This is a genomic window from Desulforamulus profundi (assembly GCF_002607855.1).
In genome coordinates this window covers 1-21,206 of sequence record NZ_AWQQ01000087.1, presented here as the reverse complement: position 1 = coordinate 21,206, position 21,206 = coordinate 1, and the positions used below count along the sequence as shown (strand labels likewise).

Sequence of the window (21,206 nt, the reverse complement as noted above, 5' to 3'; positions counted from 1 at the left end):
TAAGCCGCTCCTCTCGTGCTTCTTCTAAAGATATATTACTTATATTACAATTATATTAGCAAACATGCTTACATGCTTGTGTGTTTAGGAAGGTGTGAATCATGGATAATAAACAATTAATAAGATTTGGAGAATTTATTGCGAAAAAGAGAATTGATCAGGGCATTACATTACGCGGTATGGCAGATATGCTTGAGATTACTCCTGCTTACCTCAGCGACATTGAGAAAAGCCGGAGAAACCCACCGGATAAGCCTCTATTAGAAAAGATTGCCACAATACTGAAACTTACAGAAGATGATAAAAACCTCATGTTTGACCTGGCAGGCAAAGGCAGATGTGAAGTTTCCCCGGATCTCCCGGAATATATCATGTCAAACGAGGTTGTGAGAGTAGCTTTGCGTAAAGCCAAAGATGTAGCGACTGAAGATGACTGGCAACAATTTATTGATAAGCTTAGTAAGAAAGGATATAGTGTAGATTAAACGAGAAAGATGAAAAAATCCAAACAACTTGTTTTAAAAAAGTATAAGCCATAATCCTATAACATGCTATGAAAATTAGTGGCAAACCTGCCGAAAGGCAGGGGCGCAAAGCCAAGGGCCCAAGAAGGCCCAAGGGGCAACGAATTCTATGGCAGCCGTTTGCAGCAAAATCCTGGGGCGTGACGATCTGTGCTTTGGCACTTTGTAGTTTTATGCGAAAAGGTGGGGGAAGATGAAAGAAAAACTTTTTCGAGAAATTCTAATGAAATCACCCTTTGGTTACGCCTTTCACAAATTACTGACGGGGAGTGAAGGCGAACCGGAAGACTATATCTTTTTGGAAGTTAATCCCGCCTTTCAAGAAATGACCGGGTTAAAAAGAGAAGCTGTCCTTGGGAAAAGGGTGACGGAAGTGCTGCCCGGCATCAGGAAGGGCAGCTTTGACTGGGTGGCCTTCTACGGCAAGGTGGCCCTGACCGGCAAAAGGCAGGAGTTCAGCCAGTATGCAGAACCTCTGCAGCGCTGGTACAAAATAACCGCCTTTTCTCCTGAAAAAGGGTATTTTGTCACCTTGTTTAAGGAAATCACCGAAGAAATCCGGCAGATCGAAAACCTTGAGGCCCAGAAAGAAAAAATCGAGGAGCTGTCCAAAGAACTGGAAATGGTGTTCAACGGTACCCAGGATGCCATGTTCCTGGTCAGGGTGGAAGACGGAGAATTCCGGTACATGAGGAACAATGCCGCCCACCGGAAATTGACAGGGTTCAGCCTGGAGGATATAAAAGACAAAACCCCCGTTGAGCTGGCCGGAAAAGAAATTGGTGAAGCCGTCAGCACCAATTGTCAAAGGTGCGTGGACAGTAAAAAGCCCGTGACCTATGAAGAGACACTGATCCTCCCCGCCGGAAAAAGGACCTGGCTGACCACCCTGACGCCGGTGCTGGAAAAGGGGAAGGTAAAATACCTGGTTGGCTCCGGCAAGGATATTACCCTGCAAAAGAAGGCCGAAGAAGAACTCAAAAAGAGGCTGAAATACGAAAAAATAATCAGCAGTGTTTCCCAGCTGGCTTTACAGGAAGGAAGCATTGAAGTTTTTCTGACAGAATCCCTGCGGCTTATGGGCGAGGGCATGGGGGTAAGCCGGGCCTACCTCTTTGAAGCGGACTGGGGAAAAGAGACCGCGAGCAACACTTTTGAGTGGACGGCACCCGGTATAACGCCCCAGAAAGAAAACCTTCAGGAAATCCCTGTGGCTGAATTTACCTGGTGGGTGGACAGGCTGAAAAACAGGGAAGTGATAAACTACAGGGACATTGAAGACATCCCCGACGAAAAGACAAAAGAAATCTTAAGACCCCAGGAGATCAAGTCCCTGCTGGTGCTGTCCCTCTATGTGGAAGGTGATTTATACGGCTTTATCGGTTTTGACGACTGCCTGAAAAACAGGGAATGGTCTGAAGCTGACATCAATTTGCTGCAGCTTGCCGCAAGGATTATTTCCGAATATATTCTGCGCAAGAAATTTGAAGAAAAAATCCTCTTTTTGTGCTATCATGACCAGCTGACAGGGCTTTACAACCGCAGGTTCATGGAAGAAGAAATAAGGCGGCTGGATACGCCGCGTCAGCTGCCTGTATCGGTCATCATGGGTGATGTCAACGGATTGAAGCTGACCAATGACGTCTTCGGCCATAGGGCAGCGGATCTTCTTTTAAAGAAAGCGGCAGAGATAATAAAGGAAAGCTGCCGCCGGGAGGATATCATCGCCCGCTGGGGCGGGGACGAATTTGTTGTTTTGCTGCCCCGGACCGATATGAAAGCAGCGGAAGAAATTGTCAGGAGGAGTAAAAACAAGTGTGCTTTGGACAGTGAGGGGCCTGTTCAGGTGAGTATTGCCCTGGCTATGCCACAAAAAATAAAGCCGAAGAAAATATCTGGCAGGTACTGAAGGAAGCCGAGGAATGGATGTACCGTAATAAGCTTTTGCAGAGCAAAAGTTACAGAAATGCCGTTATTTCCTCCCTGAAGGCCACCCTTTTTGAAAAAAGCATGGAAACGGAAGAGCATGCAGAAAGGTTAAAGGAAATGAGCCTGAAAATAGCGAAAGGGCTGGGCCTTTCCGCTAAACAAATGGACGAACTGGAGCTGCTGGCAGTGCTCCACGATATCGGGAAGGTGGCCATCAAAGAAAGTATTCTGCTAAAACCCGGCCCTTTGACAGAGAAAGAATGGGAGGAGATGAAGAAACACCCGGAAATCGGCTGCCGCATTGCCCAGAATACGCCAGAGCTGGCTTTCATTGCTGAATACATCCTGTGCCACCATGAACGGTGGGACGGCAGGGGTTATCCCAGTGGGTTAAAAGGTGAAGAAATCCCTCTTTTATCCCGTATCCTGGCAGTTGCTGACGCCTTTGATGCAATGACCAATGACAGGCCCTATCGGAAAGCAATGAGCAGGGAAGAAGCTTTAGCTGAACTTGAAAGGAATGCGGGGACGCAGTTTGACCCGGAGGTAGTAAGTGCTTTTATTGAAAGCTGCTGCTACAGTGATGAAAATTTTCAGAAATAAATGCTTAGGGGTTGGTTTATCGGTGAACGCATTTAAAGGCAAGAGGATTCTTATTGTAGAAGACAGCAGGTTTCAGGCACAAATAACGGCAAATATCCTGAATAAGTACGGGTATATGACCGAAATTGCCCTGACGGGGGAAGAAGCTGTGGAGAAAGTCTCTGGCAGCCGGTGCCCCGACCTCATCCTGATGGATATAGAACTGGGAAAAGGAATGGACGGGGTGCTGGCTGCCCGGACAATACAGCAGTTCAGAGACGTACCTGTGGTATTTCTTACCGCCCATACTGAAAAGGAAATTGTGGAGAAAATCCGTACGATTACGGGCTACGGGTATGTGCTGAAAGGTGCCGGCGAACATGTGCTGGTATCCACAGTTGAAATGGCACTGCATCTTTATGAAGCCAATGCCCATGCGAACATGTACCGGCAGATATTTGAAAATTCATTAAATGAGATCTATATTTTTCACCCTGCGACCTTAAAATTTATTGCGGTGAACCGCGGCGCCAGAAAAAATCTGGGTTATACAATCGAAGAACTGAGCACCATGACGCCCCTTGACCTGGAGCCAGAACTTGATCCTGAGAGCTTCAGGGCACTGCTTGAACCTCTGGTTGGGGGGATGCAGGAACAGCTCCTGTTTAACACGGTGCACCGGCGGAAAGACGGCTCCCTTTACCCTGCGGAAATACACTTGCAGCTGTTTGGACACAGCGGAGAAAAAGTATGCGTGGCACTGATTATCGACCTGACAGAGCGCAGGAAGATGGAAGAAGAGCTGCGGGCAAGGGAGGCGACTTTAAGTGCCATTATGGGCTCGGCCCGGGAGGCCATCGTCATGCTTGACGGGCAGGGGAACGTCACTTTTTGGAACCCGGCGGGGGAACAGCTCTTCGGCTACTCCCGGGAAGAAATCCTGGGGAAGGACCTGCACCGGCTGGTGGTGCCTGATGAAAGTTTTTACCAGACCTATCAAGAGGCTTTCAAGCACTTTCAGTTAACCGGGGAAGGGAATGTCATAGGGAAAACAATTGAGTTGAAAGCTAAACATAAAGACGGGCGGGAGCTTGATGTGAAGCTCTCACTGTCTGCTTTGAGGATTAGGGACGCCTGGCATGCGGTGGGGATTGTGCGCGACATCAGCGAGCGCAAACGGTTTGAGAAGACATTGCGAAATAAAGAAAGGCAGCTCCGTTTGATGCTGGAGGGCATTCCCAGCCCGGCCTGGTTGATTAACAGGGAGCGCCGTATTCTGGCGCAGAATAAAGCGGCGGAAATGGTGGGAACAAAAGTAGGAAATTATTGTTGGGGGAGCTTACATGGTACGAAATCCCATCCAGACGAGTGTCGGGAGGCAATTGAAAAATCCGGCACCCCTTTACCCGGCACGAAATGTTATTTCTGTCGTGGAGACGAGGCATTGGATAAAAATGAACCAATAAACAGCGAAGTGGAGTTTGCAGGGGGCATCTGGGATACCTGGTGGATTCCCTTGGGGGAGGATACCTTTCTGCATTATGCTGCCGATGTTACCCGGTACAAAAAGCTGGAGGAGGAGCTGCGCCGTTTGTCTGTTACTGATGCCCTGACGGGGGCATATAACCGCCGTTATTTTGAGCAGGTTTTGGAGCAGGAGAATGAACGCGCGCGGCGGACAGGCAGCCCCTTTTCCCTCATAATGCTGGACCTGGACCACTTTAAGAGCATAAACGACCGCTTCGGACACGCTGCCGGCGATCTGGTTCTTAAAAGTTTAGTAGACTTGATCAACGGGAGGATCCGCAAAATAGATTGCCTGGCCCGCTGGGGCGGAGAAGAATTTGTAATACTTTTACCAAATACCCCGGTGGATAAGGCCGCCGGTTTAGCGGAAGAGCTTCGAGGGCAGTTGAGCAGCATGAATATTCCGGGCGTAGGTAGTGTGACTGCCAGTTTCGGAGTGGCTGGGTACTGCCCGTCGGATACGGCTGATACCCTCATTATGCGCGCTGACAATATGCTGTACGAAGCGAAGTCTTCAGGACGGAATTGTGTCCAGCATACTGGTAAATGTCTTTAGTTGCAGGAATTTATTTATTTTTTATCATTACAGAAAATCTCATAAACCCCTTGATAAATCAAGATTGGCCCCATAATCGCAAAGGAAGTCGGTTACTTGCCGTTTATGGATCGCAATGGATCGGTGGTATCTATGCAAAGAGTTTTTAATTTTCTTACTACCAACTATTTCCTTTAAGTGCATAACTACTGTTATTGACATTTTTAAGAAGAAATTAAAGAGGCAAAGGCGATTTGGAAGCCAGTAGTAGGGGGTAAGGTATAATGCCAATTCTTAAATTAAATCGGCTGGTTTCTCAAATTAGAATACCTTTTTTACGGAATAATTAGGGTAGCCATTCTCAAATTGTTCCGGTAATTCCAAGTTAAACGGTCTGTCCAATACTCAGTTTGTTACAGGCCCTGTGGAAAAACCTTTGTCGCAGATGATTTCCAACGGCCTGAAACCCGACCTGATGTCCTGGATCCAACCAGAGAATGATACAACAATAACATTTATCGAGTATCTTTTATGTTGACAAATACAACATTACATTTTAAATAAAGATAACGTAAGCAAAGGTTCGCATTTCAGCCCTAAAAGCAGCTAGAGGCAATGGGAAGAGGATGTTCCTCTTCCCATTACACTAGAACTCTTCTCGCATGTTCCGGGGTTCATGTTCAACCAGGTCGATGGCGCCCAACACAATGTGGGCCAGGCCAAAGCCGAGTACGCCCGCTCCTAGAACGGGATTAACAGCACGGATCGCAAGTCCTGCGGCGGTTACGGCAGTACCTAAAACAGTGGGTATCATACCTTCGCGTACTGTCATTTTAATTCCCCCTTTTCGAAGAGTCTGATTTTATTATTCACTCAGCATCTTTTTTAATTCCTCCTGATAAAACATAACAAAACAATTAACAAATCCTTAAATCCACATAAAATTAAAGGAAATATAGGATTGACCAGAGAATTCTGGACTAAAGATTACTAGTATAAAAGTTATAAAGGAGGATTAACATGACTTTGAAAGGAACCAAAACTGAAGAAAATTTAAAGGCAGCTTTTGCAGGGGAGAGCCAAGCACGCAATAAATACACTTACTGGGCCAGTGTAGCCAAGAAAGAAGGGTATGAGCAAATTGCCGCTATTTTTCTGGAAACTGCCGACAATGAAAAGGAACATGCCAAAAGACTCTTTAAATTCTTAAACGGCATCACTGATACCAAGACCCATCTCAAAGAGGCAGCTGCCGGAGAAAATTACGAATATACCAGTATGTACAAAGAATTTGAAAAAGTAGCCCGGGAAGAAGGTTTTAATGAAATTGCCGACGTATTCCGGGAAATCGGTGAAGTGGAAGAAGAACATGAAAAGCGCTACCTGGCCCTGCTCAAGAACATCGAAGAGGGCAAAGTATTTAAACGGGATGAAGAGGTAAAGTGGAAGTGCCGCAACTGTGGCTATGTACACAAAGGAACAGAAGCTCCTGAGATCTGCCCAGCCTGTGCCCACGCCCAAGCCCATTACGAACTGCATTGTGAGAATTACTAAAGGAAATTGCCAAACCCTGTACCAGGTCGGGTACAGGGTTTTGTCTTTCTCTGTGACGCCCGCAGGCAGGATGCAAACGGTCGCCATTTTTTAGACCATCATTTGTCCGGTTTAGATTCCCCTCCGTACCCTTTTTTATTGCGGAGTGGTAAAGCACAGCCATATATGATAAAATCCTTTCGTAACGAAATAACAGAGGTGATCAAATCGTGTCAACAAACCTGACAAGTGGTATTATTGGGCTGCCATGGTGGGAAAAACCACAATTTTTAATTTATTGACAAATTCCAATCAAGAAACCTCCAATTTCTTGAGCGGCAAAACTGAAACCATTACCGCTTCCGCCAAAGTACCGGATAAAAGGATAGACTTTTTGGCCGACATGTATAAACCCCGTAAAACCACCTACGCGCAAATCCAGTTCAGTGAAGTCCCCGGCCTGGTCCGGGGGGCCAGCGAAGGGAAAGGCGTCGGCAACCAATTTTTAAGCGCCATCCGCAATGCTGACTTGCTGGTGCATGTGGTAAGGGCCTTCAAAAACCCCGATGTCCCCCATGTGGAGGACGACATTAACCCCCTGCGGGATATCGAAACCATTGCCGTGGAAGTTTTGCTGGCAGATATGGATCTGGTAGAAAAAAGGATAGAAAGAATTCAGTCCGGCAAAAAAGTGACCAAAGAAAATGCCTTTGAGCTGGAAGTATTAAAAAAATGCCTGGCAGCCCTGGAAGAGGAATCTCTTATCAGCCAGCTGGGCCTCTCGGATGAGGAAAAACTGACCCTGAGAAACTATGCCTTTTTAACCGAAAAACCCATGATGCTGGTGATTAATATCGACGAAGACCAGTTCCGGGAGGGAAGCTATCCCGGCAAAGAAGAGGTTGAAAAGTACGCCGCCGCCAAAGGAATTGCGGTTATCGAAATTTGCGGCCGTATGGAAATGGAAATCAGCCAGCTGCCGGAAGAGGACCGGCAACTGTTTATGGAGGACCTGGGGATTACCGAGCCGGGGATCGACCGCCTGGCCAGGGCCGTTTACAATTACCTGGGCCTGATTTCCTTCCTGACCGCCGGTGAAGACGAGGTCCGGGCCTGGACCATCAAGCGCAACACCGACGCCAAAAAGGCAGCGGGCAAGATTCACTCCGACATCGAACGCGGTTTTATCCGGGCCGAGGTGGTAGCCTTTGACGACCTGGTGGCAGCCGGTTCCATGGCCAAGGCCAAAGAAAAGGGTTTATTCCGCCTGGAAGGCAAGGAATACATCGTGAAGGACGGCGACATTATTAACTTCAGATTTAACGTGTAAGGTTGTTTCCAGGTGCCGGTTGTTGAATTCAACATCTGTGTTGAATTCACAACCGGCACCCTGGCGGTGTGAAAATATAGCAGGGATTGTTTGTAGTTGGCAGATGATAGTAGGGATGCATAAAAATGAATAATCGCTATGATGTTATAGTAATAGGGGGCGGCCCTGCGGGCATGATGGCAGCCGCCAGGGCAGCGGCCCGGGGGGTGCAGGTTCTGCTGCTGGATAAAAACGAAGCACTGGGAAGAAAAATGTTAATCACTGGCGGGGGGCGCTGCAACCTGACCAACGATGCCGGTATCCATGAAATGATCGCCAACATACCCGGCAACGGGAAGTTTGTTTACGGTGCCTTGCACCGGTTTTCCGGGCAGGATTTACGGTCTTTTCTGCACCAACTGGGCATTCCGACCAAGGTGGAGGAAAGGGGCCGCGTCTTTCCGGCCAGTGACCGGGCGAGCGATGTGGTACAGGCGCTGGGAAAACACCTGCAGCAAATGGCAGTGACAGTCCGGTACCAGACCCGGGTGGACGCGCTGCTGGTGCAGGACAACCGCTGCCTCGGCGTAAGGGCCGGTGATAAAAAATGCCTGGCCGGGGCGGTGGTGGTGGCCACCGGGGGAATGTCTTACCCCAGGACCGGTAGTACCGGTGAGGGGTATAAAATGGCCAAAGAAGTGGGGCACAGCATCACCAGGCTTTTTCCCTCGGCGGTGGCCGTCACCTGTAACGACCCCTGGATTATCAACCGGGAGGTGCAGGGAGTCTCTCTGCCCGGCGTTACGGTCAGCGTTTATAACCAGAGGGGTAAAGTGATCGCCGCAGAAGCGGGGGATGTCATCTTCACCCATTGGGGCCTGTCGGGTCCCGGGGTCCTGCGGGTGGGGCGCACGGTTGCCCTGGAGCGGCAAAAGGTGCCTGCGGCTGCCCTGAAAGGGGCAATTGACTTGCTCCCCGGGCAACCCCGGGAGGACCTGGAACACGACCTTGCTAAAAAGGTACAGGCCGGGGACCGGCGGTCCGTGAAAAACCTTTTGGCCGACCTGCTGCCGGAACGTATGACCAGGGTGCTGGTGACACTGGCCGGCATCCGTCCGGAGGCGCCTGCGGTTCAACTCAATAAAAAAGCCCTTCAGGATTTGGCTGCTTTGATGAAGGGTCTGCCCGTTCAAATAACGGGTACCAGGCCCATTGAAGAAGCCACGGTCACAGGCGGTGGCATCAACAGCAAGGAGGTCGACCCGCGGACAATGGGCTCCAAGATTGTTAAAGGACTCTTTTTCGCGGGCGAAGTGTTGGATGTGGATGCGCACACCGGCGGGTTTAACATGCAGGTGGCTTTCAGCACTGGATTTCTGGCGGGCGAGTCTGCTGCCGCCTTCGTCAAGGGAGACTCTTGACGAAAGAGCTTCTTTGTTGTACATTACCATTAATATAAAATTGCTGCGATAACTTATCAAGAGTGGTGGAGGGACTGGCCCAATGAAGCCCGGCAACCGGCCAAGTGATGGCGGCGGTGCCAACTCCTGCAGGAAAGAGTTCCTGAGAGATAAGGGTGCGCCGGAGTTTTTTAACCACCTACGCCCTTATTGGGCGTTTTTATTTTAAGCACCGGGAGGTATTCATGCTGCTGCCTCGGGTTCCTGTAGAAATTTCATACCGGCAGGTCCTTAGAAGCCTGGGAACAACAGAGAAGCAAAGGGTGCACCCGGACCTGCAGGATCAAATTAATCAAATGATCCTCCTGGGGAAATCCTTGTGTCATCCTGCCGCGACCCTGGCCCAGGTGCCGGTTGTCCTGGAAGGTGAACGCCTGTCTCTGGGGGGAGTTGCTTTTGACCTGCCGGAGTTGAACAAAACATTAAAAGGTTGTACCGCTGTCAGTGTGGCAGCGGTCACGGTTGGAGAAACTATTGACAGAGAGGTTGAGCAATTGTTTCAAACGGGCCAGGCCACCCGTGCCGTGATCCTTGATGCCGTGGGAACGGTGGCCGCGGAGGAGGCAGCCAACCAGGTTATTAAGCTTTTGTCCGGGCAGCAAAAAGTCAAGGGGCTCTACCCTACGCCCAGGCTTGGACCGGGCTACCGGGGTGTAAAAATGGACTGTTTACCGCTGTTCCTGCGGCTGGCAGATAGCGAACAAATTTCTGTTACCTGCAACGAGTATTTTCAAATGAACCCGGTGAAATCCCTTTGTTTTGCAGTGGGATGGAGCCCGGTACAGCAGAAGGATACGGAAAAGTGTAACTTTTGCCAGCAAGGGAATTGTCCATATCGGGCAGTCAGGACGGAAGGAGAGAATGGAGTTGTCTTTTAGGGAAAGGGTAAAGAACGAAATACTGGTCATCGACGGGGCCATGGGAACTTTGCTGCAGCAGAGGGGCTTGCCTGCGGGCTGGTGCCCGGAGGAATGGAATCTGAGCCATCCGGAATCCGTGAAAGAAGTTCATAAACTGTACTTGGAGGCCGGTGCGGACATTATTACCACCAATACATTCGGCGCCATTCAATTAAAATTGGCGGATTACGGCCTGGGTGACCGGGTCAGGGAGATCAACCTGGCGGCGGTTCGTTTGGCCAAAGAAGCGGCCCGTCCCTACAGAGGACTGGTGGCGGGGTCGGTGGGGCCGCTGGGTAAGTTTCTGCAGCCCCTTGGTTCCATGACCTTTGACGAGGCCTACGGGCAATTTTTCGAACAATGCTGCGCCCTGGTGGAAGCGGGGGTTGATCTCATCCTCTTTGAGACCTTTGGTGATATCGGTGAAATGCGGGCGGCCCTTATTGCGGCGGCGGATGCCGGCGATGTGCCGGTGGTGGCCAGCTTTACCTTTGATGAAACCGGCCGTACCTTCACGGGGACCGATCCTGAAACCGCGGCAGTGGTGGCGGAGCGGTTGGGCGTGACAGCCATCGGCGTCAACTGCTCGGTGGGTCCCGGTGAGCTGGTGCAAGTGGTACAAGGCCTCACCCAAAGCACCAACCTGCCCGTTTTGGTCTCCCCCAATGCCGGCATGCCGGAAATGGTGGACGGCCGCACGGTCTTCCGGGAAACGCCGTCGGCTATGGCAGACTACGCCGCACGTTTTGTGGAATATGGCGCTTCCATCCTGGGCGGCTGCTGCGGCACAACCCCGGAGCATATTGGGGCCATTTATCAAAGTGTCAAGGGATTGCCGCCCAGGGTTCGGTCCAAGCAATTCGGCCTCCGGGTGGCCAGCCGGGTGAAAACCGTTGCCATTGAACCCCGGGGAATGCCGGTGGCCATTGGGGAACGGCTGAACCCCACCGGTAAAAAGGCCCTGCAGGCAGAAATCAAAGAAGGCAAGACGGAAATTACCCGCCGGGATGCCCTGGCCCAGGTGGAAGCCGGAGCAGCCATTTTGGACGTCAATGTAGGGGTCGGGGGCGTCGACCAGGTGGCAGCCATGGAGCGGGCCGTCCATGCGGTCCAGGTCCTGGTGGATGCGCCCCTGTGCATCGACAGCACCGATCCCAAGGTTATCGAGCATGCGCTGAAACTCTATCATGGAAAAGCCATTATCAACTCGGTGAACGGTGAGGAAAAAAGCCTGAAAACCATCTTACCCCTGGCCAAACGCTACGGGGCGGCCCTAATTGGCCTTACCCTGGATGATGAGGGTATCCCGCCCACGGCGGAGGAGCGCCTGGCGGTGGCCCGCAAGCTGGTGGAGAGGGCCGAGGCCCTGGGCATCCCCAGGCAGGACCTGATGATTGACTGCCTGGTGCTGACCGTCAGCGCCCAGCCCGAAGGGGTGCCGGAAACCCTTAGGGCCATTGGCCTGGTGAAAAAGGAACTTGGTCTGACCACTAGCCTGGGGGTCAGCAACGTATCCTTCGGCCTGCCCAACCGGGGGCTGATCAATGCCGCCTTTTTTGCCATGGCCCTGGCCGCAGGCTGGATGCCGCTATTTTAAATCCCCAGGAGCAGCGCATGATGGAAACCCTGCGGGCCTCGGCGGTGCTGACAGGCCGGGATATCCGGGCGGCAAAGTACATTGCCCAGGAGCAGCAAGCCGGGGGAGTTCAGGTAGCCCCCAGGCCAGTGGAGCGGGTGGCTGCCACCCCCTTGGAGATTCTCTACCAGGCGGTGCTTTCCGGAGATAAAGATAATATTGTCTCCTATATTGAAACGGCCCTGGCGGAGGGGCTTAGTCCTATGGAATTGCTGGATAAGGCTCTGATTCCGGGGATTGAAGAGGTAGGCCGCCGGTATGGAGCGGGGATTTATTTCCTACCCCAGTTAATGATGGCCGGTGAGACCATGGGCAGGAGTTTTGAACGGCTGCGCCCGGAACTGGCCAAGGGACCCTCGAAAAAGGTCGGCACCGTCGTGCTGGCCACCGTCAAGGGCGACATTCATGATATAGGCAAAAACATTGTATCCGTCATGCTGGCCAACCATGGTTTTGAAGTCATTGACCTGGGCAAAAACGTGGATAATGAAGCAATCCTTCAGGCAGCCAGGGAACACCGGGCGGAGATTATCGGCCTAAGCGCCTTAATGACCACCACCATGGTTCACATGCCGGAATTGATCAACATGGTGAAAGAACATGGGCTCAACTGCAAAGTCATGGTGGGAGGAGCGGCGGTCACCGCCCAGTATGCCAGGGAAATCGGTGCCGACGGCTATGCCGTTGATGCGGTTGAAGCGGTAAGTGTAGCCAAGAAACTGGTGAGTTAATCTAGCGGTACGGGGATGATCCATTGGCTTACGACAAAGTTACCATAACCTTCGCCCCGGGTCCTCGCAGTGTCGAAGTGCCCCCGGGCATAACCATTCTCGAGGCAGCCAGGCTGGCGGGCTTGAATCTGGCCGCCCCCTGCGGCGGGACGGGCCGCTGCGGCAAATGCCTGGTTAAAGTGATGTCCACACAGGGGGACCATTCACAGCAGTGGGTTTTGGCCTGTCAAACAACCGTAACGAACTCCCTGACCGTTGAACTGCCGGGAAGCCCTTTGCTGATCCTGGAAAAAGGGCAGGTCCAACCGGTTGACCTGGACCCGGCGGTTTTCCTGGATGATCGCGGAGCGGTCAAACACCGGGCCGGCATTCCTGTGGAAAACCTTGCTGATACGGAAGGGCCTCTGCCGGGGCTGGCGGTGGACCTGGGCACCACAACCCTGGTGGGTTATCTTTATGACCTTACCAACGGGCAACCCCTGGCGGTTGCTTCCAGGGAAAACGGGCAGCTCTCCTACGGGGCGGATGTGATCTCCCGCCTGGCCTACGCCCTGAAGGGGGATGCGCATTACAGGGAACTGTGGCAGGCCCTGGCGGAAAGCCTGGACAAACTTTTTCTTGACTGCTGCCGGCAGGCCGGGGTGAATCTCTGCTCGGTTAGAGAAATTGTTATTGTGGGCAACACGCCCATGGTCCACCTGTTATTAAACCTGCCGGTCCTGGGACTGGCCGCCGCCCCTTTCCAGCCTGCGGCCAGGGGACCCTTTTACAGCAGTGCTTCTGAACTGGGACTCACTTCCCTTAAGGGGGCTGTGTGCTATTTGCCGCCCCTGATCGGCGGCTTCGTGGGATCGGATGCCCTGGCTGCCGCTTTAGCCCAGGGGTTTGGCCTGTCCGCCACTACGCAACTGCTGGTGGATATAGGCACCAACGGAGAAATTCTCTTACAGGCCGGTGAGCAGCTGCTGGCCGCCTCGGCCCCGGCAGGGCCCGCCCTGGAGGGCGGCAACATTCATTGCGGCATGCTTGCGGGGACGGGGGCCATCAGTAAAGTCACCATGGATTATGACGTTCACCCGGTGGTCATTGGGGACAGTAAACCGGTGGGCATTTGCGGCTCCGGCTTGGTGGATGCCATTGCGGAAATGCTCCGGCTGCACATGATCGACAGCAGCGGGCGCCTGGTAAAGTCCTCGGAACTGCCGCCGGTGATTTCTTTTAAAATTAAACAGAGGCTTCAACAAAAGCATGGCCATAACCGGTTTATTTTGTCCGGTGGTGTTTACCTTGACCAAAAGGATATTCGGGAAGTTCAGCTGGCCAAGGCGGCGGTTGCCGCCGGTATTCAGGTGGTTTTAACAGAGGCCGGCCTTGGGGCCGCTGCCCTGGAAGCCTTATCGCTGGCCGGTGGCTTCGGCAATTATCTTAACCCGGCCAATGCTTTACGGATCGGCCTGTTAGGGGAGGTTGACTGTTCGAAGATCCACCAGGTGGGAAATGCTGCAGGATCGGGAGCCATTATGATGCTGCTTTCCTTTACCGCCAGAGAAAGGGCGGAAGCCCTAAGCAGGCGTTTCAGACACCTGGAGTTGGCCAATGATGAACGGTACCGGGAAGTCTTTATCAATCAATTGAATTTTCCGGACAAAGAGTGCGGGGTGTAGGCCATGAATAAAAAGAAATTTTTCATCCACGCTCTTGGTATCTTTCTTACCATAACCGCCCTGCAGGCATTTACGGTAGAGATAGAATTAACCAAAGAGGTGGGCGGACTTTGGTATATTGAATATGCCAAGGCAGTTTTGACCAGGGACCTGCTCATAAAAACCTTCATCTCTCTGTTAACCGGCTTTATTATCGTAAGATACATGACGGGAAGCCGGGATAATAAAAAGCTAAAAAATAAAGGGAGCAAAAAGGACCGGAGATAATCATCCGGTCCTTTTTATCTTTTAGAGATCTTTTGAAATATTGGGTAATAATACCAGGATTTTTAAGACCCTGTTTCGGATAACCTATGTTACGGGAGGTGTTACATCAATGGCGAAAGAAAAACGGACTGCCAGGGCTGTGGAAAAATTGGAAGAAATAACTTCCGATTGCGCCGCTGAGTGTCCTGAAACCTGCAGCGCCGCTTCCGACGGCTGCGGCAGTATGTCCACTGACTGCCGATAGTAACACTCTTGAAGAAGAGCGGAGCTTCCGTTCTTCTTCTATTTTTGCTAGAAAAACAAATTTTGCTAGAAAAAATAAACTCATAATCATTAAGATTCCCATACAACAAGAAAAATATTTGAGTTGTGCGGCCATCAAGCAGCTTTTTCTGAACAACCAACCGCACCTGCACCCGCTGCCCGCCGGCATTAATTCACGGTTAACTTTCTCCTAAAACGGGCATAATTTCCGGTATTGACAGCCAAAATAAGGTTGTTTAAATTGAATGGAGGTGTCACCATGAAAGCAGTGGTAGACCAGGACCTTTGCATTAGCTGCGGTGCCTGTATTGATGTTTGTCCGGAGGTTTTTGATTGGAACGATGAGGAAAAGGCCCATGCTATTGTAGATGAAGTGCCGGACGGGCAGGAAGACCAGGCCAGAGAAGCTACCGAAGGCTGCCCCACCGAAGCAATCAAAATCAGCTGATTACCCGGCCGCCAAGTTTTTTAGGCGGCCCTTTGCATATAATGGCGGTGGTGTCACTGCTTTTTGTTTTTTATGGGCAGGTGAAACGGTAGAAAGTGGCGAATAAAGGTTGATGCATAGAGATGGGTAGTTTTGGAAAAGATATACAGTTGCAGGGGTGAAACCGTTTGTCCAGAATAAAACTATTGCACGTGGTAAGACCCGCCGCAGGGGGTATGAAAAACCACCTGATTAATTTGGTACGATATACGGATAAAAAAAGGTTTGACGTAACGGTGGCCTGTCCTCCCAATACGGCTTTGTGGGACGAGCTTACCGCCCTGAGAGTTCAGACGTTCCCCATTCCCCTGGTGGGAGAACTTTCACCAACCAGGGATTATGCAGCGGTACACAGTTTAGTTAAATACCTCAATCAATCGGGCACCACCATTTTACATGCCCATAGTTCCAAAGGAGCCCTGGTGGGTCGTTTGGCTGCCCTGATGGCCAGAACACCGGTGGTCATATTTACGGCTCATAACAGTATCTTCTATGAAGAATGGCCGGAGTGGAAGAAAAAACTGTTCGCAACGGTGGAACGGTTTTTGGCCCGGTTCACCGATAAAATTATTACCGTATCCGATGCCTTAAAACAGGAATTAATGGAACGGGAAGGCCTGCCTGCCAAACAGTTAACCACCATTTATAACGGCATTGAGGTAGAAAAGTTTGCCGCCAAAGTCGATGCCAAGTCTGTCAGACGCAGCCTCAACATTCCGGAATTGGGCCCGGTGGTTGGAACCATTGCCCGCCTGGCCCCCCAAAAGGGTGTCAGTTACTTTCTCAAGGCAGCCTCTCTCCTCAAGGAGTACCAGGTAAATTTCCTGGTGGTAGGGGACGGCCCCCTCAGGGAAACCCTGGAACAGGAAGCCACTGAGTTGGGCCTGCAAAACAGGGTGATCTTTGCCGGGCAGCGGGAAAATATTGCGGAGATCCTGTCCGTTCTGGATATTTATGTGCTGCCCTCGGTCACCGAAGGTCTGCCGTTGACCATCTTGGAAGCGATGGCTGCGGGGAAACCGGTGGTGGCCACCAGGGTTGGCGGCGTCCCGGAAGCCATTGCGGAAGGAAAAACAGGCCTGGTGGTGCCGTCCAGGGATCCCGAAGCCCTCGCGGTGGCTTTGGCCGGATTGATCGGGGAAAGGGACCGTTTGATCAGAATGGGAGCGAACGGTCAGAAACATGTTAAGGAAAAGTTTACTGTCAGCATGATGGTTGAAAAAACCAAGCAATTATACAATCAATTATTAACAGTAGTTATGCAGTTCCAGGATAATATTCCCAGATCCATAACCTAAGTTCTAAAGATTGCGGCCAAAATTTATCAATAAGCCTTGAAAAACGCTCGGTTGCCGTGTCAAAATAGACTTGGATCAACTGCTCGCAACAGCTGATCCGACAGCTGGCGTTGAAAAAGTACCTTACCACTTCGCAGAGGGATGGGGCTTGTTCGGCGCCTTCTTTATTGCACTCCCAAGTAGCGTAACAAAGAAGGGTCTTCGCCGTGAACAAGAGTTCCACATGTGCGAAATGGGCAGTTTCAGAATGAGCATAGCACGAAGTTAATCCAAGATTCTGTTTCACCATGCGATAAAAAACTTCTATTCTCCACCGTTTGGCATAGACACTGGCCGCTTCTTCCGGTGCATCGACTCGGTTGCTTATCAAGAGGTACGCATCCTTGAAGGTTGCCGGACATTCTTCCTCTGGAAGAATCACACTGCTTTCAGCCGCTGGCTTCTCATAAGTGGCTGCAATGGCAGCTATGGGTAAAAACCGTTGCCTAGTGATGGGTTTTCCCTTACGGGTCAAGGTCTCGTAGGCACTTTGATGTAAATGTCGGGAATACTAAGGACGGAACCTCTTCCAAGAACCCGAACCCTGGGATAAACTTCTCGCAGTAGTTGCTTTGGATTGAGCTTGATGTAGTGTTCCTTTCCTAGTACAGGATCGTAGATTTTCCTGAATAGCACCGTGTTACGTTTGGCCTTGGTAACCCAGTCAAAATTCTCATCCATAAGCCAGTTCAGGAACTTCTTACATAGAAACCATCGATCCATGGCAACCCAGAGTCTGGCCTTGTTCAGTTGACGCACCTCTGAGAGCATCTGTTTAGCAAGATCGAGCTTGGTTTGTTTTTCATTCTCTTGGTCGGTTTTAACCCAGAAGCGCCACAGCATGGGATATTCGAGGCCATTTTTTAAGACAGCCAGGGTTGACACAAGATTAATGCACCATACATGGCGCTTATCCGAACTGTCAAAGAGCCAACAGAGAAAGGGGATTTTTTTACCGTAAGGATGTTCAACTTTGGTATCGTCTAAGGCAATGATATCTCCGTCGGTCAATCGGCTATCGTTGTTTTCCTGTAACCTAGCAAGTCTACCCAAAGAGAACCGGAGCCACTGAAAGGGTTTAGAAAGAAACCGGCTAAAGGCACTTTGGGAGATTATTCCTCCGGAAAGTAGCTGTTGTAAAAATGGTGTTTCCGTTGAAAACTTAGCATTTTGATTTGCGGAACTTGCATGATTAACCAGACCACAAATGTAGGCAAAAGCTAGAAGCCAGGCTGGAGTCCCGGAGTGTTTGCGTATTCCGGACTGGGAAAACAGCAGAGACAGGTCAAACAAATCCCAGATTGACTTAAGGACCGGTATTCCGGCACCTTGACCATGATCCTTTTTCTCGAAAGTCGGTTTACATAGTTCCTTCATTCGTATCACCCATATCACCAGAGTGATGGTAGAAAGTACCATCCAAAGCGATTATGGGGGACTTCCAGAAATGTCAAGTCTTTTTGCCAGTTATCAGAGTCTTTTTAAAAAAAACTTTTTGGGGTTATGAATTTCCATTTATTCCCATCAAGTGCATAACTCCTGGAATAGAATAATGTTATGTACAGGGTCTCTGATTGCTTTCATGTTTTTCACCTTTATTTTAACCCATGTTATAAGTTAATGTTATTGATAGTTTTCAGTCGAGTAATGGTTAGTAATTTATGGCAATAAATATTTTTACTATCTTAACCATGGAATTGGTTTTAAAAACAAGGGCTAACAGGAATAGTACAATAGAGATTTGTACATATCTTCACAATTAATCAGCAAAATTATCAGTCGATACCGAATGTCTTTCCTTCTGCAGCAGTTTATGAATTGCCACATCTGTAAGGGAAATATTTCCGGCAATTTCCTTTAACGTATAACCGTTTTTTAAAGCTTCTTTGGCGTATGTTTCCTTGCATGAGGTCAAGCTTCGTTTCCTGGAACCGCTTTTTACCAGGTTAAATTCCTCTAAGGTAAGGCCGGTTTCAATAAGAATTTCATCCAACCTCTTTCGTTGAAGTACCTCTCGCTTAGGTTTAACTGCCAGAGCATAACTTTCGTCACCAATTAGGTCTAAAGATTCAAAGTCGTCTGATTCCTCGAGACTCATAAATTGCACATATTTTTCTACCGCCTTTCGACGGTTTGGTGATAGAAAATTAAGCATAATATCTACGTCAACTAGATCGTTAATACTTCTTCGATATGCGTTGTCACTGCTCCAGTAATATTCCCAAGGATGTTTGCAAATATTGGCCCTAATAGGATTCTGGTGAACATACCTCAGGAGCGTTAACATATACCTATCTTCCTGAACCGGGATGGCCTTATACCTACCCCCAAAAACGTGCCCTGTTCTTTTACGAACCGAGTTGTAGTATTTACTGTAGCAGTTGTTTAACATTTGCATAACCTTCTGCAGGGGGCTATGATGCATCTGAATAATCAAATGATAGTGGTTGCCCATTATCACATAACCGAATAAAGTGAACCCTACCCTTTGTTTATAGAAACGAATCTTGTCCAACAAGAATGCCTTGTCATCATACTTGTCAAATATAAATTCCCGGTTATTTCCCCTTTGAATTACATGATAAACCGTGCCGGGATGTTCCACCCTTAAATCTCTACCCAAAAAACACCTCCCGGCCAAATTATACCAGGAGGTGTTATAATTTACAATAAGTTAATAAGTTTAGTGCCTGACACCCATTACCCCTGCCTGTGTTGGCTGGCCCCTTTGTCCAGCTCCCAGGCTGTTTTCTCCTGCGGAGGTTGCAGGGAATCAATCCATTTAAGGCGTTCTCGCCTGGTATTGAGGCCATTGCGTCTAAGTACCCCGTATACAGCGGTTTCGCCGATTTTAATTCCGCCGTTTTCTGATTTTCTCAGTTCGGCGCTGATCCTTTTGGGTCCATAAGCTGGGTGTTCCTGGACAAAAGCCAGGATAGCAGGATAGCTTCTTCTATATCCGGCGGCGTTTGATTAGGCCGGATACCTGGTACACGTTCTTTATCGTGCAATCCGTTCTCGCCTTGTTCCTTGTACCTTTCCAAAAACTTGTAAAAGGTGGTGTGAGACATCTGACATTTGGCGGCTATTTCTCTGCGCGTATAAACTTTTCTCTGGTCGAGTTTCATTGCTTGCCTTCTGCAGCGTAATTACGGTAGGATGAGTATACACAGCAGTTCCCCCTTATTATGTTGATGTAGCAATTACCATTATAAGGGGAGCACTGTGGATACTCAACCATCTGGGGCAAGCCCGGGTGGTTGATTTATTTCCCAGCCTATTCCATTTTGTCAACCCATACCCAACTTAGCACAATTTACAATAAGTTAATAAGTTTAGTGCCTGACACCCATTACCCCCTCCTTATTTTTTTCTTAGTTCACGGAAAATTAGGCCCTCTACTCCGAGCGTAGTAACTGAGAGCAGAGGGCCAGGGTTGGGTAAACCAGAGGGACCGTCCCTTTGGTTCGCCATGGCAGCGGTTTTTTGCCAGGGATTTCCTCGAGCACTCCGTTTCCAGAGTGCGCGGGCCGTACTCCTGCGGGAGGGCCTACCGGGAGGCTATACACCAGGTAAGTAGATACCCCACAGAAAGTTAATAAGTTAGGTGCCTGGCACCCATGGCACCCACGCCCGTTACTTCTTATTTACCTTGTCCAGCGCCGGAACCAGCTTGGCCCGGTATTCGTCATATTTGTTTACCATATAGTTCTGATATAAACCCTTTATTTGCTCATCGGTAAGGGGTTTCAGTTTTTTGGTCTGGGTGTCCAAGATACCTTCGGTGGCCATAAAGATAAAATCATTGGCCGTTTTCCTTAATTTATTCCCGTAGGCTAACCCGTCTTTGTAAAATTCTTCGTTCTTCCTGTCAGCGGGAAAGGGGTTGGCCTCCATATGTAGATCATATTCTTTGCTCATTCCCCTGACGGTACCGTTGGACTTTTTCAATTGGTTCATAAAGTCCTCTTTGGTGGTTTTACCCTGCTCCCATTCGCTATAAGACTTGCTGATGTCCCCACGGACGGCATCCAACCGGCCGAGCCATTCCTTCTCTTTAACAGCCAGGTTTTGTACCGGGTCTCCTTCCATCTTGGCCGCCTGCTCCGGGGTTTTAACCTCAATCTTAGTCTTGCCCCCGCCGCAGCCAAAGGCCACTAAACTAAAGGACATCACCAGTGCCAGCAGTAAGACTAGTTTTTTGCTCAAGTTTCATTCCCTCCTTAGGTCTAGCGTGAGTTTACGAAATAACGATTACAATAACCCCTCAGCCAGTAACCACAAGACTTTCAGGGGATAGAAACGTATTACCCCCCGAGGGCATACTTTTTGATGTCTAAAATCTCTAAAACCCTTTTTTCCTCAGGCGTTAATTTGGTTAATGAAAAACATTCTCGATCCTTTTTTGACTTGCCTTTCTTGGGGTAAATTGTAATTACCTGTTTTATATTAGATAACATTGACAGCATTTTATTGATACTGATTTTAATACCATTATCACTGAGAATACGGTTTAATAAAC

Annotated in this window: 18 protein-coding genes, 3 pseudogenes and 2 riboswitches; of the genes and pseudogenes, 14 read left to right on the top strand and 7 right to left on the bottom strand. The window is 49.7% G+C overall.

Annotated features, from left to right (window positions below):
• Positions 1–101: 101 nt before the first annotated feature.
• The 4 genes from P378_RS12855 to P378_RS12835 all read left to right on the top strand — a co-directional run bounded on the left by P378_RS12855 (position 102) and on the right by P378_RS12835 (position 5,118).
• Positions 102–485: a helix-turn-helix domain-containing protein gene (locus P378_RS12855; RefSeq protein ID WP_099083530.1), complete on the top strand. Its 384-nt coding sequence runs from the start codon at positions 102–104 to the stop codon at positions 483–485.
• Between the two features lie 70 nt (positions 486–555).
• A riboswitch (cyclic di-GMP riboswitch) is annotated at positions 556–652 on the top strand.
• A gap of 65 nt (positions 653–717) precedes the next feature.
• Positions 718–2,433 carry a sensor domain-containing diguanylate cyclase gene (locus P378_RS21875; protein WP_238473203.1) on the top strand — a complete coding sequence of 572 codons (1,716 nt, stop codon included), beginning with the start codon at positions 718–720 and terminating at the stop codon, positions 2,431–2,433.
• 17 nt (positions 2,434–2,450) lie between these two features.
• Positions 2,451–3,056, top strand: a complete 606-nt coding sequence (locus tag P378_RS21870; protein ID WP_238473202.1) for an HD-GYP domain-containing protein — start codon at positions 2,451–2,453, stop codon at positions 3,054–3,056.
• A 22-nt stretch (positions 3,057–3,078) separates the two neighbouring features.
• Positions 3,079–5,118: a diguanylate cyclase gene (locus P378_RS12835; protein ID WP_099083553.1), complete on the top strand. Its 2,040-nt coding sequence runs from the start codon at positions 3,079–3,081 to the stop codon at positions 5,116–5,118.
• 625 nt (positions 5,119–5,743) lie between these two features.
• Here the strand turns inward: P378_RS12835 and P378_RS12830 are convergent.
• Entirely contained in the window at positions 5,744–5,929 is a 186-nt protein-coding gene (locus P378_RS12830) for an asparagine synthase (RefSeq protein WP_099083529.1), read from the bottom strand.
• Between the two features lie 188 nt (positions 5,930–6,117).
• On the opposite strand from P378_RS12830, the gene rbr reads away from it, so the two are divergent.
• From rbr to P378_RS12785, 10 genes and pseudogenes are all read left to right on the top strand, one after another.
• Entirely contained in the window at positions 6,118–6,651 is a 534-nt protein-coding gene (gene rbr / locus P378_RS12825) for a rubrerythrin (protein WP_099083528.1), read from the top strand.
• A 209-nt stretch (positions 6,652–6,860) separates the two neighbouring features.
• Positions 6,861–7,960, top strand: a pseudogene (gene ychF, locus P378_RS12820) (redox-regulated ATPase YchF).
• 125 nt (positions 7,961–8,085) lie between these two features.
• Positions 8,086–9,360 (top strand): BaiN/RdsA family NAD(P)/FAD-dependent oxidoreductase, encoded by a 1,275-nt coding sequence (locus P378_RS12815; RefSeq protein WP_099083527.1) that lies wholly within the window; start codon positions 8,086–8,088, stop codon positions 9,358–9,360.
• Between the two features lie 50 nt (positions 9,361–9,410).
• Positions 9,411–9,516: riboswitch (SAM riboswitch) on the top strand.
• Positions 9,517–9,584: 68 nt separating this feature from the next.
• Positions 9,585–10,277 carry a Vitamin B12 dependent methionine synthase activation subunit gene (locus P378_RS12810; protein WP_143338487.1) on the top strand — a complete coding sequence of 231 codons (693 nt, stop codon included), beginning with the start codon at positions 9,585–9,587 and terminating at the stop codon, positions 10,275–10,277.
• A pseudogene (locus P378_RS12805) lies at positions 10,267–12,665 on the top strand (homocysteine S-methyltransferase family protein). Before P378_RS12810 ends, P378_RS12805 begins: the two are co-directional and overlap by 11 nt.
• A gap of 23 nt (positions 12,666–12,688) precedes the next feature.
• On the top strand, positions 12,689–14,329 hold the full coding sequence (locus tag P378_RS12800; protein WP_099083525.1) for an ASKHA domain-containing protein: 1,641 nt from the start codon (positions 12,689–12,691) through the stop codon (positions 14,327–14,329).
• Positions 14,330–14,332: 3 nt separating this feature from the next.
• Complete coding sequence (locus tag P378_RS12795; protein WP_099083524.1) at positions 14,333–14,596, top strand: hypothetical protein; 264 nt, start codon at positions 14,333–14,335, stop codon at positions 14,594–14,596.
• A 109-nt stretch (positions 14,597–14,705) separates the two neighbouring features.
• Positions 14,706–14,840: a hypothetical protein gene (locus P378_RS23065; protein WP_274378721.1), complete on the top strand. Its 135-nt coding sequence runs from the start codon at positions 14,706–14,708 to the stop codon at positions 14,838–14,840.
• Between the two features lie 279 nt (positions 14,841–15,119).
• Entirely contained in the window at positions 15,120–15,308 is a 189-nt protein-coding gene (locus tag P378_RS12790) for a ferredoxin (RefSeq protein WP_099083523.1), read from the top strand.
• A gap of 167 nt (positions 15,309–15,475) precedes the next feature.
• Positions 15,476–16,645 carry a glycosyltransferase family 4 protein gene (locus tag P378_RS12785; protein ID WP_099083522.1) on the top strand — a complete coding sequence of 390 codons (1,170 nt, stop codon included), beginning with the start codon at positions 15,476–15,478 and terminating at the stop codon, positions 16,643–16,645.
• Here the strand turns inward: P378_RS12785 and P378_RS21860 are convergent.
• The 6 genes and pseudogenes from P378_RS21860 to P378_RS20145 all read right to left on the bottom strand — a co-directional run.
• Complete coding sequence (locus P378_RS21860; protein ID WP_238473199.1) at positions 16,605–17,159, bottom strand: transposase; 555 nt, start codon at positions 17,157–17,159, stop codon at positions 16,605–16,607. The two genes, P378_RS12785 and P378_RS21860, sit on opposite strands and share 41 nt — an antisense overlap.
• Positions 17,156–18,061 carry a transposase gene (locus tag P378_RS21855; RefSeq protein WP_238473198.1) on the bottom strand — a complete coding sequence of 302 codons (906 nt, stop codon included), beginning with the start codon at positions 18,059–18,061 and terminating at the stop codon, positions 17,156–17,158. Before P378_RS21855 ends, P378_RS21860 begins: the two co-directional genes overlap by 4 nt.
• Positions 18,062–18,443: 382 nt before the next feature.
• The gene (locus P378_RS12775; RefSeq protein WP_207654039.1) at positions 18,444–19,289 is read right to left on the bottom strand and encodes a transposase; all 846 of its coding nucleotides are present in this window, start codon (positions 19,287–19,289) and stop codon (positions 18,444–18,446) included.
• Positions 19,290–19,560: 271 nt separating this feature from the next.
• Positions 19,561–19,812, bottom strand: a complete 252-nt coding sequence (locus tag P378_RS21845; protein WP_238473197.1) for a helix-turn-helix domain-containing protein — start codon at positions 19,810–19,812, stop codon at positions 19,561–19,563.
• Positions 19,813–20,320: 508 nt separating this feature from the next.
• Complete coding sequence (locus tag P378_RS12765; RefSeq protein ID WP_099083520.1) at positions 20,321–20,893, bottom strand: hypothetical protein; 573 nt, start codon at positions 20,891–20,893, stop codon at positions 20,321–20,323.
• Between the two features lie 98 nt (positions 20,894–20,991).
• Positions 20,992–21,206 (bottom strand): annotated as a pseudogene (locus tag P378_RS20145) (IS1634 family transposase); the annotation flags it as partial.